Raw genomic sequence first — 14,986 nt, forward strand, 5'->3', positions numbered from 1 at the left:
CCCGCTCATGTCACCAGGCGATCGGCTGGATAGCCTGCTGCGGCGCGAAGAGCTGATTGACCGTGTTGTCGACGATCTTCAGGTCATAAGGCCATTTCTCACCCTTCACCCACTGGCCGCCGAAGATCGGCGTCTTGCAGATGTTCTTGTGGGGCGAGCCGTCGAACTTGATATGACCGACCAGCGTCTGCAGATCGGTAGCGACCAGAGCGTCACGATTGGCCGCACGGTCGAGCGGATTGGAAGAGCGCTTCAGGATGTCGAGCGCGACCTCGAGCAAGGCATGCGAATAGCCCAGCGGCTGCGTCCACTGGCGCTTCGAATCGGCCTCCCATTGGCTGGCGATGTCGCTGCTGATCTGCCCGGTCAGCGACGACTTGAACGGGAAGGCCGGGGTCCACCAGACCTCCGAGGACATGCCGTTGCCAAGCGGCCCCATCGCCTCGACACCGCCCGGGAACAGGAGCGCCGCCGCCACCGTGACCGCCTTCGGCTTGAAGCCCTGCTGGTTGCACTGGGTGACGAACGTCTTCAGATCGTCGGGATAGGTGATGCCGCCGATGATCTCGCAGCCCTGCTTCTTGAACTCGGCGATCTGCGCGGAGAAATCATTGGTGCGCGGCTGGAAATAACCGGGCACCACGACCTCGTAGCCGGCCTTGCGGGTCGGCGCCGGCAGGCCATATTCGTCGTTGCCCCAGGTCTCGCCGTCGATGTTCTGGGGAAACAGCATCCCGACCTTCTTGTTGGTCTCCAGATGGTTCCAGAGTCCGACGAAGGTGTTCAGCGCCTCGTCGAGGCCCCAGAAGAAATGATAGGTCCAGTCGAAGGTCTGCTTGCCGCCGCCGCGCGGCATGATCACCGCTTGCCAGGGAGCGCCGGAGGAAATGCAAGGGGTCTCATAGAGCTCGGCCTGCTCGGCGGCGGGCAGGATCGTGTCGGTGGTCGACGCAGGGACGAGCAGATGCACCTCGTCGTTCAGGATGAGGTTGCCGGCGATTTCCGATGCCTTGTTCGGATTGGACTGGCTGTCGCGATCGAGGATCTCGATCTCGTAAGTATTGCCGTCGGCGCACTGCAGCTGGCCGCCGAGCAGAGCGCGGATCTTCTGCAAGGTGTAGCCATCCGTTTCGCCGAAGAGGGCGAGCGGACCGGTCGTCGGGCTGAGGTAGCCCAGCTTGATCTTCCCCGCCGTCGCGGCGCGCACATAGGCCGGCATGCCCAGCGTGCTGGCGGCAACGCCGGCTCCAATCCCCTTCAGCACGCTTCGACGGCTGGGCCGCAAGCCCGATTTCACCAGTCTGTTGTAGTAGCTCATCGTCGGTTCCTCCCTGGGTTAAGTTTCTCCGGCCCACGGGACCGGTCTCAGTTCAAAGCGTGTTCAGGTCATCCGCAGCAGCGAGCCGCCATCGATGACGATCAGCGAGCCCGTCACGTAGGAAGCGGCAGGCGACGCCAGATAAAGCGCCAGGCCCTTGATCTCTTCCGGGTCGCCGATCCGACCGAGCAGCGACTGGGCCTCGAAGGCCTCGCGGTCCGCCGGATTGCGCAGCCGACCGCCGGCGATGTTGGTGATGAACGGTCCGGGCAGGATGGCATTGATGCGGATGTTGTAGGCGCCAAGCTCCATCGCCATGTGGCGAACGAGATGGTTCACCGCGGCCTTGGCGGGCATGTAGGGCGTGCCCACGATGCTCTCGTTGATCAGCGATGCAATGGACGACGTGACGATGATCTGGCCGCCGCCATTCGGCTTCATGTGCCGGACGGCATGTTTGATCGTGGTGTAGACCGAGGTCAGGTTGATCTCGATCACCTTGTCCCAGTGCTCGTCGGGCAGGTTCTCGATGGCGCCCTCGGGGTTCCTTTCGCCCGTCGGGGTGTTGAAGCCCGGTCCGGCATCAATCCCGGCATTGGCGAACACCACGTCGATCGAGCCCGCTTTCCCGGCCACCTTGTCGAAGGCTGCGGCCATGGCCGCACGGTCGCCGACGTCGACGGCCTCGCCCCAGACATCGCCACCCGCCGCCTTGATCGCCGTCACGGTCTTCTCCAGCCCCGTTGGGTTCAGGTCGAAGATGCAGACTTTTGCCCCATGCTCGGCCATGATCTCGGCATAGGCCTGTCCGATGCCGCTGGCGCCGCCGGTGACGATCACCGACTTGCCCCTGACATCGAACATCTTCTCAAGTGCAGCCATCAGTTTCCTCCCTTGCGCGACAGCACGAAATCGAACTCCACGTCGTAGAACGGGGACGCAACCTCGACCCTGGCGGCAGCTTCGGCGTCCTCGACCTTGCGGAATTCGGCGAGCAGGCTCTTCTTCACGCCGAAGACGGCATCTGAATCGATGTACGGGTCGTCCGGGTCGAAGATGTGCGTGGTCAGCGCTTCGAAGCCCTCGGCCTCGACGATGTAGTGGAGATGCGCCGGACGATTGGGGTGACGCCCCAGCGCGCCCAGCAGCTTGCCGACTGGGCCATCATCCGGGATCGGGTAGTATTTGGGCTTCACGCCGCGAAACCAGTAGCGCCCGTCCGTGCCGGTGCGAAAGACGCCGCGCAAGTTGAAGTCGGGCTGGATGCCCTTCTGCTGCACGTCGTAGAAGCCCTCGTCATTGGCCTGCCAGACGTCGATCTTGGCGCCTGCGATCGGGTTGCCCTCGGTATCGAGGATGCGGCCATGCACGAACATGGGCTCGCCCTTCTGGTCGAGGCAGATGTTGGAGCCCATCGGCAGCTCGGGGGCGTCGGCGACGTGGAAGGGTCCCAGCACCGTCGATTCCGAGGCGCCCGACGGCTTGCGGTTGTTGATCGCATCGACCAGCATCGAGATACCGAGAACATCCGACAACAGGATGTATTCCTGCCGCCACTCGTTGCAGATCTGGCCTGTCCGCGTCAGGAACATGATCGCGCCGAACCATTCCTCCTGTGTCGGCTCGATCTCTTTCACCGCCTCGTGCAGCTTGCGGGTGATGACCTCCATCACCTCTTTGAGCCGCTCATCCCCAGCGTTCCTGTTCCGCGCCACCACGACCTCGGCCGAGTTCGCTTCGGTGAAATAGCCGGATTCGTGTTCGTCGATCATGCGATCCTCCTCAGCGCGCCAGAACGGATTTGAAGATCCGGCGCAGTTCGGCCGCCGGCTCGGCCGCCAGCGTTTCGGAGCGCCAGGCGACGTGGTGGTCGGGACGGACGATCAGGCAGCCGGTGTCGCGGATCTCCCGTGCGCCGGCCCAGTCGCCGGTATGATCCTCGATCGCGCGGCGCGGGCCGATCACATGGCTGCGGATCGGCAGACCGAGCTCCGCGCCCACCGTCTCCGCCGCGGCGACCCACGCCTCTCCGCCAATGCCGGTCAACAGCGTGAACTCGCCATGCCCGCAAAGATCGAGCGTCGAGACCTTCCTGCCCGAGCGCTCGAAGACCCAGACATGCGGCAAGCGCGCGCCCGGCCAGGTTGTCGGCGCATAGTGCAGCTCGCGATCCTTCTCGAAGGCCGGCTCGCGCTGGCCGTCGGTCACCACCGCGCCCGAGGCATAGCGCTGGTTCATCTCGACGCCATGGGCGTCGAACTCGTACTTCTTGAAGGCGATGGCCTTGCGGAGCGCCTCGCGCTGCGCTTCGGCGACGGGCGTCGCATCGGCGCGAGCCTCCATGTTCCTCTGGATCTTGTCGTGATCCACGCCGCCGTCCATGCCGAGCGCCTCGAAGATCGGTCCGAATTCGGCGATGGACTGGTTCGCCCGTGTCACGATCTGGCGCGCGATCGGTGCGCGCTCGGCCGAGAAGCTGTCCAGAAGCCCGACCCCCGCCTGCCCCTTGATGACCTTGGCAAGCTTCCAGGCGAGGTTGAACCCGTCCTGGATCGATGTGTTCGAGCCGAGCCCGTTCGAGGGCGGATGCCGGTGCGCGGCATCGCCCATGATGAACACCCGCCCCTTCTGCATCTGCGTGGCGAAGCAATTGTTCACGGTCCAGGTGTTGGCGCCCAGGAGCTCGATCTCGAGCGCGGGATCGCCGACCAGCTGACGCGCGACCTCGGTGGCCAGTTCCGGCGTCACCTCCGGCGGCGGCTGGTTGATGTCGTAGCCCCAGACGATCAGCCACTCGGTCCAGGGCCGCACCATGCGAACGAGGCCCATGCCGATGCCGCCGACGTCGGCGCCGGGCTGCATGACCCAATAGAGGACGCTTGGCCGGTGGGCGACATATTTCGAGAGATCGGCCCTGAACAGGATGTTCATCGAGCCGCCGACGCCCATCTTGCCTTCGAGCGGCAGGCCCAGATGCTCGGCCACCAGCGAGTTGCCGCCGTCGGCACCGACGAGGAACTTCGACCGCACGGTGAAATCCTTGCCCGACAGCCGATCGTGGCAGGTCGTCGTCACGCCGTCCTCATCCTGGACATGGCTGACATATTCCGTGCTCATGCGTGCCTGCGTCCCGCGGGCGCAGGCCGACTTGAACAGGATCGGCTCCATGAAGGTCTGCGGCAGATCGTTCATGAAGCAGGGAGACGACAGGAGATGTTCGGCCTTCGAGAGCGGGTGGATGCCCCAGCTATTCATGCGGCCGATCTCCTCGCCGGCCAGGCTTTCGCAGAACACGTTCTCGCCCATCAGCTCCTGCGGGGAGGCGTGCATCATGGCCTCGGCCTCTACCTCCGGCCCAAGGTCGCGCAGCACTTCCATCGTGCGCTGGTTGGTGATGTGGGCACGCGGCGTGTTCGACAACCAGCGATAGCGATTGACGATCATGTTGGCGACGCCGTAGCTGGACAGCAGCGCGGCGGTGGCCGAGCCGGCTGGGCCAGTGCCGACGATCAGCACGTCGGTTTCGATATCCGCCATCAAATTCCTCCCTTGATCTTCGGACCGGTCAGCCTGCGGCGGACCGGAAACAGGTGCAGGCCCTTGCGGGACGCAATCAGCCCCCACAGCCCCTTTGGCGCAAAAAGCATCACGACGACGGCGATGAGGCCGAGCGTCATCAAGTACCAGCTGCCGTAATCGGCCAGCGCCGAGCGCAGCGCGAAGAAGACCAGCACACCGAGGATCGGCCCCTCGATGGTGCCGATGCCGCCGATGACGACAATGAAGATGACGTTGGCGGTCCAGTCGGTGACGGCAAAGGCCGCGCTCGGCGAGATGCGGGCCGTCTGCAGGAAGATCAGCGCGCCGGTCAGCCCGGTGGCGGCCGCGGCGATCAGAAAGACCGCCCATCTGAGCCGGCCGGTATCGACGCCCACCGATTGCGCCGCGTCGACATTGTCGCGCACGGCCGCCAGCGCCAGCCCGAGGCGACTGCGCAGCAGCCAATAAATGCCTCCCGTCACGGCCACGAGCAGCGCCAAAGCCAGCCAGTAGGCCATAACATCGCGTGCCGCGGCCTCGCGGACCCCGAACAGCGCCCGGACCGCATCGGTGCCCAGGATACTGCTCGTCGCCTCGCGCGGCAGCGAGGTGCCGGTGCCGCCACCGAGCGCCTTCCACTGCGCGACCAGCAGTCGCGTCACTTCGGCGATCACCCAGGTGCCGATGGCGAAATAGGCGCCCTGCAAACGGAACGCGAAGAAGGCCGTCGGAACCGCCAGCACCAGAGCGGCAAGGCCGCCCAGCGGGATCGCCAGGACCGGATTCCAGCCGAGCAGGATCACGCCGGCGAACATCGCATAGGCGCCGATGCCAACGAAAGCCTGCTGGCCCACCGACACCAGGCCGCCATAGCCCGCCAGCAGGTTCCATATCTGCGCCAGCGTCAGCATGGTGAGGATGAAGAAGAGATCCTGTATGACGCCACGCGAGGCCACGGCAGGCAGCGCGAGCGCGGCGACGATGAAGATCGGCACGATGATCGCGGTCACGGTTCCGGCGCGGGTGCGGGTTGTCAGTCGATACATGCCGCCCCCTCAATCCACTGCGCGCGGAAAAAGCCCGCGCGGCTTGAGCAGCATCACGGCCAGGAAGGCGATGTGGCCGGCCAGGATCTGCCATTCCGGACTGAGCGCGGCGCCAAACGTCTGCGCCACGCCGATGATGATCCCGCCCGCGAGCGTCCCCCACAGGCTGCCGAGGCCGCCGATGATCACCGCCTCGAAGGCATAGATCAGCCGCGCCGGTCCGATCGAAGGATCGAAGTTCGCCCGCATGCCGAGATAGAGTGCCGCCAGCGTCACGACGACCATGGCGATCCCGGTGGCGATCGCGAAGATCCGCTTCGGCTCTATCCCCATCAGCCCCGCCGTCACGACGTCGTCCGAGGTGGCGCGGAAGGCACGGCCGAGGGCGGTGTGGTAGAAGAGCGCGTTGAGCGCAATGATCATCACGATCGCCGAGGCAAAGGTCATCAGCGGCATGATCCCCACCGTGACCAGCCCGAGATCGAGCGATGCCCCTTCCAACGCGCCCACCGGGATGCGGCGGCTGTCGGCGGAGAAGGCCTCGAGCAGGCCGTTCTGCAGGGCGACCGACAGGCCGAAGGTGACCAAAAGCGGCGGCAGGATGTCCTTGCCCAGCACGCGGTTCAGAACGGCGGTCTGCAGCAGCCAGCCGAGCGCGAACATCACCGGCATGGCGACCAGAGCGGCAATCCAGGGCGACAGGCCGAGCAGCGTGACGCCCATCAAAACCAGATAGGCGGCAAGAATGATGAGGTCGCCATGGGCGAGGTTCACCAGCCGCATGATACCGAAGACGAGGCTCAATCCCGCTGCGAACAAGGCATAGAGCCCGCCCAGCAGAATCCCTTGCACGAGGGTGTCCAGCCAGATCATCGCCGCGCCACCTCGATCAGGCCATAAGAGCGCTGCGCGAGCAGATGACAGAGCCTCGGTTGCCGCGTCATGCCGCCACTCCGAAATAGGCGGAATGGATGTCATCGCGCGTGACCTCGGCCGTCCTGGCGGCCAGCGTGACGCGACCCTCCATCATACAGTAGACGCGGTCGGCGACCGCCAGCGCCCTGCCGATATCCTGCTCCACCAGCACGATCGCGGCGCCTCCTGCGCGGATCTTGGGAAGGGCTGCGTAGATATCGCGGATGACGACCGGCGCCAGGCCGCGGCTGATCTCGTCGCAGAGCAGTAATTCGGGGTTCGACATCAGCGCCCGGCCGATCGCCACCATCTGCTGCTGGCCACCCGAGAGCGCTGTGCCGGGCCTCTTGCGCCGCTCGCGCAGGATCGGAAAAAGGTCATAGACGGCGTCGAGGTTCCACGGCCCCGGCACCTTGCGCGCGTGCCCGCCGACCAGCAGGTTTTCCTCGACGGTAAGCGAAGGGAACAGCCGGCGTCCTTCCGGCACCATGGCGATGCCGCGCTTCATGATCTCGGCCGAAGACAGCGCGCCAATCGGCTCGCCCCGGTGCAGCACCATGCCGGGCGCGTTGCCGATCACACCCGTGATCGAGCGCATCAGCGTGGATTTGCCGGCGCCGTTGGCGCCGATGATCGCCACGCATTCGCCCACCGCGACAGTGATATCCACACCGAACAGCGCCCGGAACTGGCCGTAATTCGCGGTGAGGCCGCGCGTTTCCAGCATCAGACCTCGAGCCCCAGATAGATTTCGCGAACCGCCTTCGAGGCCATGATCTCATCAGGCGCACCGATCCCGATCACACGCCCGAAATCCAGCACGAGAAGCCGCTCTACCACCGAATTCAGGGCGTGCAGCACATGCTCGATCCAGATGATTGTCGTGCCCCTGGCATGGATCGCCTTGATCGTCGCGACCAGGGCCTTGCATTCGCCCTCCGTCAGACCGCCGGCGATCTCGTCCAGAAGCAGAAGCTCAGGGCCTGTCGCCAGGGCGCGGGCGAGTTCGAGGCGCTTGCGGTCGAGAAGGCTCAGCGAGCCGGCCACGAAATTGGCCTTCCTGAGAAGCTCCGTCTCCTCGAGGATACCAGCGCAATCGTCGACCATCTCGGCCTCGCGTGCGCCGCGGCCGAAGGCGGCAGCGGTCAAGAGATTTTCGAACACGGTCAGCCCCTCGAAAGGCTGCGGAATCTGGAAGCTGCGGCCAACGCCCATGCGCGCCCGCTCCATCGCCGGAGCACGGGTCACGTCGCGGCCGAGCAATTCGATGCGACCCTCATTTGCAAACAAGTTGCCGGTGATCAGGTTGAAGAGCGTCGATTTTCCGGCGCCGTTCGGGCCGATAATGCCCAGCGCTTCGCCGCGCGGCACGCTGACGGTCACGGAATCCGCAACCTTCAAGGCGCCGAAGGACTTCGAAACGTTTTCCAGCCTGAGTATCATCACTGTCATCCTTGGGTCGCGCCGAACGAGGGCGGCGGTATCAGCCGCCCTCGGCAGCGTCAGGCCAGGGCTTCCATCTTGCCGGCGGTGGGTATCTGGGAGGCGCCGGCGTTTTCGACGATCACCAGATCGAAGCCGCCACCGGCCTTCTTGCGCCACTGCCCGCCGACGAGCGGCGTCTTGCAGACGTTCTTCGCGGCGAAAGGTGGCAATCCCGCACCGCTCCAGGCCACCTTGCCCACTACCGTCGTCATGTCGGTGGCCGCTATCGCCGCCGCGATCGCCTCGGCATTGGTTGGATCCGACACGCGGCCCATGACATTGGCCGCCACCTCGAACAGCGAATGGACAAAACCGATCGGCTGGGTCCAGGGACGGCCGGTCTTGGCGGTGAAATCCGCAGCGAGTTCGGCCGAACTCTCGCCCGTCAGCGACGATTTGAACGGATGCGAGGCCGACCACCAGACCTCGGACGAGAGGTTGTGGCCGGCGTCGCCGAGCGTCTCGACCGATTGCGGGAAAAGGATCGCCTTGGCCACCGTCACCGCCTTGGGCTTGAAGCCCTGCTGGCGGGCCTGGTTCCAGAAGGTGGTGAAGTCGGGCGGAATGACCACCCCGGTAACGATCTCGGCATTGGCGGCTTTGAAGGCGTTGACCTGCGCGGTGAAATCGTCCGAAAGGTTCTGATAGCGGCCAGGATCGGCAAGGCTGAAGCCGGCGGCGTCGAGGCCGGGCTTCAACCCATTCTTCGGGTCGCCCCAGGCATTGCCGTCGGCATCGTTGGGGAACAGCCCGCCCACCTTGCCGTTGGTGGAAAGCTGCTTCCACATGCCGGTGTAGACGGCGATGATGTCTTCGAGACCCCAGAAATAATGATAGGCGAAGTTGAAAGGCTTCCACGAGGCCGGATCGGCCGGACTGCCCTGCTGGCCGATGAACCAGGGCTGCCACGGCGCCATCGTCGAGATGACCGGCACGCCCTCCGCCTCGCAGGTGGTGGCCACTGGGTTGGTGTTCTCGGGCGTCGAGCCGACGAGCATCAGGTTGATCTCGTCATCGACGATCAGGCTCTTCGCCACCTCGGCCGCGCGATTGGGGTTCGACTGGCTGTCCTTGACGATGACCTCGAAGTTCTTGCCTGCCTCGGAAGCGAGGAAGGCCTTGATGTTGTAGGCATCGCTCTCCGCGAAGCCGGCAAGCGGCCCGGTCTGCGGCGAAACATAGCCCAGGCGGATCTTGGCGCCTTGCGCGATGGCCGGCGTCGCCAGGCGCGAACCGGCCAGCGCCAGGCCTGTCGCCGCCGAGGCTTTCAGTAGGCTACGTCTTGTGATCATGTGTAGTTCCTCCCTCTTGTTTTATTCTCAAGCCCCCGGACGGCGTCCCTCCCACGCCGCCTGAAGGAGTTCCCTTATCGATCCTGGATCGATTGGCCTCGGATTCGCATAGGCATTCTTGACCGCGATCGCCGCCGCGCGGTCGAGATCGGCCTCCTCGATGCCGATCGCCTTCAGGCTCAGCGGGGAGCCGACCGACTGTGCGAAATCCCAGAGCCCGCCGCCCGCCGAGCCACCACCGAATGCCCTAGTGATCGGACGCAACAGATCAGGCACCGCCGTTTCGTTGAAGGCGGTCGTGTACGGCAGCAGGATGGCGTGGGTCTCGGCATGCGGCGCATCGAACGAGCCGCCGAAGACATGCGCCAGCTTGTGATGCAGCGCCATCGAGACATAGCCGAGCGCGGTCGAGCAGCACCAGGCCGCATAGAGCGCCTGCGTCCGCGCCGCGCGATCCTGCGGGTCGCGGATCAGCCTTGGAATGCCGTCCTTGAAGGCAATCATGGCATCCCTGCACATGAGCACGATCACCGGGTTGCGATCGGGGGCATACAAGGCCTCCATCGCATGAGCGATCGCGTTCATCGCCGAGGTGACGGTGAGACTTACCGGCAGGCTCAGTGTCAGATCGACGTCGTAGATCACCGTCTCGGGGCGAATGTCCGGCGAGCGGCGGGTAGTCTTCTCGCCGGCCGCCGTCTCGCCGAGGATGTCGGTCATTTCCGAGCCGGCATAGGTGGTGGGAATGACCACCTGGTCGGCGCCCGTGCGCACGGCAATGGCCTTGCCGAGCCCGGTGGTCGAGCCGCCGCCGAGGCTGACGACCGCCGAAGCGCCGCTGCCGCGGAAGGCACCGACGGCCTTTTCCGTGACCTCGACAGGGGTATGCATGACCGCGCCGGCAAATATCCCGGCGGCGAGGCCACCAAGGCTTACGGCCAGTCTTTCCGCATCGCCCATCTGATGCGGTGTCGAAAGCACCATCACCTTGTCATGGCCGAGCCGCCGGACTTCCTCTTCGACGCGAGCCATGGTGCCGGCACCGAAGACCACCCGTGTCGTCAGGCCCGGAAAGGTGAAGCTGTCCATCATCGCGCCGCCTCCATGCGCGGGCCACGCCCGGCGGCGAGGTCGTCGAGGATGGTGCCCAGCATGACGATCTCGGCGTCCGAGACCTCATGGCCCCGTCCCGGGAAGAGATCGGCCCGCAGGCTCGCGCCAATGCGGCCCAGCGACTGCGCGGCATCGGCAAACGCCGAGACTGGTATCCAGGGATCGGCATCGCCGCCGGAAAGATAGATCGGCATTCCGGCCGGCGCGGCCTCGGATCTTTCGTCCGCCGGAACGCCGACACGGCAGCCCGTGAAGGCCGCCAAAGCATCCGGCGGCGGCAGCCCCGCGCAGAGGTATTCGATCGACAGACACGCCCCTTGCGAGAAGCCCGCGAGAAGAAGCGGCAGTCCGGGCAGTTCGGCCCGCGCCGCGACCATTGCGGCCGCAAGGTGGTCGAGCGCGTCGGAAAGCTGCGCCCGGGCGACCGGCGTCAACGGGTCGACGGCACGCGCCTCCCACCACATGCCGTGTGGTGCACGCGGCAGGATAAAGGCCACGGCGGTTGCGGAAAGCCGCGACAGCACATGGGACTGCATCTCTTCGGGCGATTGGCCACGGCCGTGGACGAAGACGCAGATCGCCTTCGCTTCCGGGCCTCTTGGCCCAAGCCGGAGCGGACCGCTGCCTGAACTCACGTGAAATCCGCCTCTTCCAGGCCGACCTGCAATTCGCTCTCACGATCTTTGAACCACGGCGGGAAGACCAGCGTCTTGCCGATCTGGCCCGGGGGCTCGTCCTTGGCCCAGCCTTCGGGCGTAGTCCAGGCAATTTCGAACAGCGCGCCTCCGGGGGAGCGGACATAGCAGGACTTGAAGTAGTTGCGGTCCTTCTGCTCCGAAATATCGGTGAAGCCGAGGCCCTCGATATGAGCGCGCAGTTTCAACTGGTTCTCTTCGTCGCCGGTGTTGAGGGCGAGGTGGTGGATCGTGCCGCCCGCCAGCGTCCAGGTGCCCTGCGGGCTGTCGCGGTCGACAATGACCTCCACGCGCTGAGCGACGCCGGTCGCGTCGGGCACGCGGAACACCAGTCCCTCATGGTCGTCAGCCTCTTTCTCCAGCGGCAACGCGATGGTCAGGAAGTCGTCCATCGCAGTGCGATCCATCACCGCCACCACGGCGCCGTATATTCCCTTGATGCCGTGCGCCTTGCCGATGCCCTGCGCCTCGTTGGTGATCGGCGCGCGCGTATCCCTGTCGCTTTCCACCAGCTCGTGCGGAATGCCGCAGGGATGTGCGAAAGCCGCACGGTCGGCGCCAAAACGAGTGATCTTGGTGGCCTCGATGCCGCGCGCGTTCAACCGGTCGACCCAGAAATCCGCGGCCCCCTTGGGAATCGACTGCATGATGGTGCGCGACTGGTTGGACCCGCGGCGGCCATAGACGCCTGGCTTGCGGAACGGGAAGGTGGTGATGATCGTCGAGGCATCGCCGTTGGGCGAGCCGTAATAGAGGTGATAGACAGGGATGACGCCGTCGAACAAGACGGTGCGCTTCACCGAATGCAGGCCCAGTGCCTTGGTATAGAAATCAAAATCTTCCTGAGCGCTGTCGGTCGAGAGCGTCAAATGGTGGTAGCCGCTGACACGTGCCATCGGTCATCTCCTCCCAGAGGTTTCGGTTTCGCCCCGCCGCTGTGGACAGAGCACGAGGTTGAGGTCGAGCGCGTGCTTCCGTTTTCCTCCGTTGGGCGGCAGCGCGCGGAACTCGGCCATGAGTTCGGGTTTGACCCCGAAGATGGCATCCCGGCCGATCGCAGGGTCCGACCGGTCGAAGATGTGGGTCGTCAGCGTCTCGAAGCCCTCCGCCGAGACGCGAAAATGGATATGGGCCGGCCGCTCGAGGCCAAGGCCAAGCGCCGACATCAATTGACCGACCGGTCCGTCCGATGGCAGCGTGTAGCCCTTCGGCTTCACCGTCACGAAGACGAAGCGTCCCTGCGGATCGGTGCGGAACCGTCCACGCAAATTGAATTCCGGCTGCCTGTCGGGTTCCTGGTTCTCGTAGAGACCCTCGGCATTGGCCTGCCAGATCTCGACCATCGCATCGCCGATCGCATCGCCGTCGAGCGCGACGATCCGGCCCGCAACCTCCAGCGGCTCGCCCTTGTGATCGCGCGAGATGTTCGCGCCGAGCGGCATCACCGGCACGTCGGCCCGGTAGAAGGGGCCGGCCAGGGTGTTTGGGGTCGCCCCAACAGGGCGCGGGCTGTTCTGATCCTCGATCAGCGACGACACGCCCAGGACGTCGGCGAACAGCACCCATTCCTGGCGCCGCGCATCGGCGTAGTGGCCAACCTCGGTCAGAAAATCGATCGCCTGACGGAACTCCTCGCCCGAGGGTCGCAGCTCGACGATCAGCGCGTGCAAACCGTCGACGGCTGCCTGCGCCGCCGCCGCCAGGCGGGACTGGCCCATTGCCGTCAGGCGCCGTGAGAATTCCTCGGCCTGCGTCGAGATCGCCTTGGGGAATTCATCTCGCTTCGGGTCGTGCTGGCCGTGCATTCCGCCGGGGCCTCCCTTCCCCTTGCCAAGCGGGATAGCACGGCCCGACGCGATGCTTGATGAGATGTGGCGTCCCTTGTATAGCGTTTTGCTATGAAGCTGAACGAGCGCCACCTCATGCAGCTCGCCGCGGTGCTGGATGCCGGCGGCGTGTCGGAAGGAGCCGCTATGCTGGGCCTGACCCAGCCGGCGGTCAGTCGATCGCTGGCCATGCTGGAGGCGCGGGTGGGCGAGCCGCTTTTCCTCAAGGGTCGCCGGCCGCTGCAGGCGACACCGCTCGGCTTCCAGTTGGCGGCGCAGGGCCGCACGATCATCACCGCGTCGCGCAAGGCGTCGGATGCGGTCCAGGGCTTCATGAAAGGCACGAAGGGCGTCGTCCGTGTCGGCGGCGTGCCCTTCTTCATGGATGCGATGATCAGCCGGATGATCGGAGAATTCCAGAAGCTCGAACCCGAGGTCACCGTTCAGCAAAGCTATATGAACCTGCCCGAGATGGTCGCGGCGCTGGAGAGCAACCAGATCGATCTCGGGATCGTGCCGATCGGCGTGCTCGACCTGGGACCCGGCTTCGAATTCACCGAAATCCTGCCCGGACGCAACGTCGTGGCTTGCCGGCCCGACCATCCCCTGCTGCGAAATCGCCGCCTCAGGGCGCATGACCTGACCAGCTTTCCCTGGGTAGCCCCCCTACCCGGCTCTCCGCTGATGTCGGACCTGCAGATGATCCTGATGAGCATCGGCATGTCGGACCTCAACGTCCGCTATTCGGGAGGCTCGCTGATGAGCGTGATCAACTTCCTTGCCGAAACCGATGCGCTGGCGGTGCTGCCATTCTCCGTGGTCTTCGCGCAGCGCAAGGAAAACCGGGTGACGGTGCTGCCCTATGAAATTCCGCAGCCCAGCCGCTCACTCGGCATCCTGCGCCGGGTCAGCGGACCGCGCTCGCCGGCGGCAGAGCGCTTCGCCGGCCACGTCACGACCGCCTTCGAGAATCTGAAGCACATCATCAAACGGCACGAGAATGCCGTCGTCTGGGGGCGGTAATCCAGCCGACATGGCACCCCTTACAGCTCCAAGAGCCAGGAGCGGACGTTTGGAGCAGCGAGACGATCGGGCGTCCATTGGCCAGTCTCGTTTTTCCCGAACGGGATCCCGATTTGAGGAGCTGAAGGGCACGCCGGTGAGCGCCAGGATCAGCGAAGCTGGTTCATGGCGCCTATTCAGCATCGCCAGCAATGAAGTGCGGCTCTCCCACCCCATTCCGTGCAGGAATGGAACTCCCGTGCCTGTATTCGGTTGGGTACAAAGCCGGCGTCCCACACGCGCAGACAAGGGTGCGCTGAGGTGACAGATGCTCGACGACGAAGAGACCGAAGGTTTGTAAGTGCGAATATCGATCTTGGTTGAGCCTCCTATCACCGGTTTGCCTTCACCTCACGGCGAGGGTAACTCCGCGCGACCAGATCAGCTAATGTCCTCCAAGACCCCGGGCGTCATCTACGACATCAAGGGTCTGTTCCCCAGGCATGTTACGGATGGGCGCTTCTGATGAGGGTTCTGGTCACCGGCGCGGCCGGCTTCATAGGGTATCACGTAGCCAAGCGGCTGCTGGAGCGCGGTGACGAGGTCGTCGGCATCGACAACGTCAACGACTACTACGATCCGCAGATCAAGGAGGCGAGGCTGCGGCTCCTGGACGAGGCGAGCCGCAAGACCAATGCCGGCTATCATTTCATCCGCGGCAATCTCGCCGACAAGAGCGTGGTCGACGCCTGCT

General features: G+C 65.0%; 15 protein-coding genes. 2 read left to right on the plus strand and 13 right to left on the minus strand.

Features of this window, described 5'->3' with window-relative positions:
• Nucleotides 1-10: 10 nt before the first annotated feature.
• From NKH06_RS07425 to NKH06_RS07485, 13 genes are all read right to left on the minus strand, one after another.
• Entirely contained in the window at nucleotides 11-1,318 is a 1,308-nt protein-coding gene (locus tag NKH06_RS07425; protein WP_128302308.1) for an ABC transporter substrate-binding protein, read from the minus strand.
• Nucleotides 1,319-1,381: 63 nt separating this feature from the next.
• Nucleotides 1,382-2,200, minus strand: a complete 819-nt coding sequence (locus NKH06_RS07430; RefSeq protein ID WP_128302307.1) for an SDR family NAD(P)-dependent oxidoreductase — start codon at nucleotides 2,198-2,200, stop codon at nucleotides 1,382-1,384.
• Nucleotides 2,200-3,090, minus strand: a complete 891-nt coding sequence (locus NKH06_RS07435; RefSeq protein ID WP_352892625.1) for an intradiol ring-cleavage dioxygenase — start codon at nucleotides 3,088-3,090, stop codon at nucleotides 2,200-2,202. The genes NKH06_RS07430 and NKH06_RS07435 overlap by 1 nt, the downstream gene beginning before the upstream one ends.
• Before the next feature lie 10 nt (nucleotides 3,091-3,100).
• Nucleotides 3,101-4,855 carry an FAD-dependent oxidoreductase gene (locus NKH06_RS07440; protein ID WP_352892626.1) on the minus strand — a complete coding sequence of 585 codons (1,755 nt, stop codon included), beginning with the start codon at nucleotides 4,853-4,855 and terminating at the stop codon, nucleotides 3,101-3,103.
• A complete protein-coding gene (locus tag NKH06_RS07445; protein WP_023808928.1) occupies nucleotides 4,855-5,904 on the minus strand; it encodes a branched-chain amino acid ABC transporter permease in 1,050 nt (349 codons plus the stop codon). The genes NKH06_RS07440 and NKH06_RS07445 overlap by 1 nt, the downstream gene beginning before the upstream one ends.
• Nucleotides 5,905-5,913: 9 nt before the next feature.
• Nucleotides 5,914-6,777: a branched-chain amino acid ABC transporter permease gene (locus NKH06_RS07450; protein WP_128302304.1), complete on the minus strand. Its 864-nt coding sequence runs from the start codon at nucleotides 6,775-6,777 to the stop codon at nucleotides 5,914-5,916.
• Nucleotides 6,778-6,844: 67 nt separating this feature from the next.
• The gene (locus tag NKH06_RS07455; protein ID WP_352892628.1) at nucleotides 6,845-7,546 is read right to left on the minus strand and encodes an ABC transporter ATP-binding protein; all 702 of its coding nucleotides are present in this window, start codon (nucleotides 7,544-7,546) and stop codon (nucleotides 6,845-6,847) included.
• Nucleotides 7,546-8,262, minus strand: coding sequence for an ABC transporter ATP-binding protein (locus NKH06_RS07460; protein ID WP_128302302.1), 717 nt, complete (start codon nucleotides 8,260-8,262; stop codon nucleotides 7,546-7,548). Before NKH06_RS07460 ends, NKH06_RS07455 begins: the two co-directional genes overlap by 1 nt.
• 59 nt (nucleotides 8,263-8,321) lie before the next feature.
• The gene (locus NKH06_RS07465) at nucleotides 8,322-9,596 is read right to left on the minus strand and encodes an ABC transporter substrate-binding protein (protein WP_128302301.1); all 1,275 of its coding nucleotides are present in this window, start codon (nucleotides 9,594-9,596) and stop codon (nucleotides 8,322-8,324) included.
• A gap of 27 nt (nucleotides 9,597-9,623) precedes the next feature.
• Nucleotides 9,624-10,688: a maleylacetate reductase gene (locus NKH06_RS07470; RefSeq protein ID WP_502914424.1), complete on the minus strand. Its 1,065-nt coding sequence runs from the start codon at nucleotides 10,686-10,688 to the stop codon at nucleotides 9,624-9,626.
• Nucleotides 10,685-11,344, minus strand: a complete 660-nt coding sequence (locus NKH06_RS07475) for an alpha/beta hydrolase (protein ID WP_023808934.1) — start codon at nucleotides 11,342-11,344, stop codon at nucleotides 10,685-10,687. Before NKH06_RS07475 ends, NKH06_RS07470 begins: the two co-directional genes overlap by 4 nt.
• Nucleotides 11,341-12,300 carry a VOC family protein gene (locus tag NKH06_RS07480; RefSeq protein ID WP_352892631.1) on the minus strand — a complete coding sequence of 320 codons (960 nt, stop codon included), beginning with the start codon at nucleotides 12,298-12,300 and terminating at the stop codon, nucleotides 11,341-11,343. The genes NKH06_RS07475 and NKH06_RS07480 overlap by 4 nt, the downstream gene beginning before the upstream one ends.
• Before the next feature lie 3 nt (nucleotides 12,301-12,303).
• Nucleotides 12,304-13,209 carry a dioxygenase family protein gene (locus NKH06_RS07485; protein ID WP_023808936.1) on the minus strand — a complete coding sequence of 302 codons (906 nt, stop codon included), beginning with the start codon at nucleotides 13,207-13,209 and terminating at the stop codon, nucleotides 12,304-12,306.
• 93 nt (nucleotides 13,210-13,302) lie between these two features.
• Between NKH06_RS07485 and NKH06_RS07490 the strand changes: the two genes are divergently transcribed.
• On the plus strand, nucleotides 13,303-14,253 hold the full coding sequence (locus NKH06_RS07490) for a LysR family transcriptional regulator (RefSeq protein ID WP_023808937.1): 951 nt from the start codon (nucleotides 13,303-13,305) through the stop codon (nucleotides 14,251-14,253).
• A 504-nt stretch (nucleotides 14,254-14,757) separates the two neighbouring features.
• The coding region (locus NKH06_RS07495) for a GDP-mannose 4,6-dehydratase (RefSeq protein ID WP_352892633.1) at nucleotides 14,758-14,986 on the plus strand (229 nt) is incomplete at its 3' end.

It is taken from the genome of Mesorhizobium sp. M1342 (assembly GCF_040317955.1).
Lineage (GTDB): Bacteria > Pseudomonadota > Alphaproteobacteria > Rhizobiales > Rhizobiaceae > Mesorhizobium.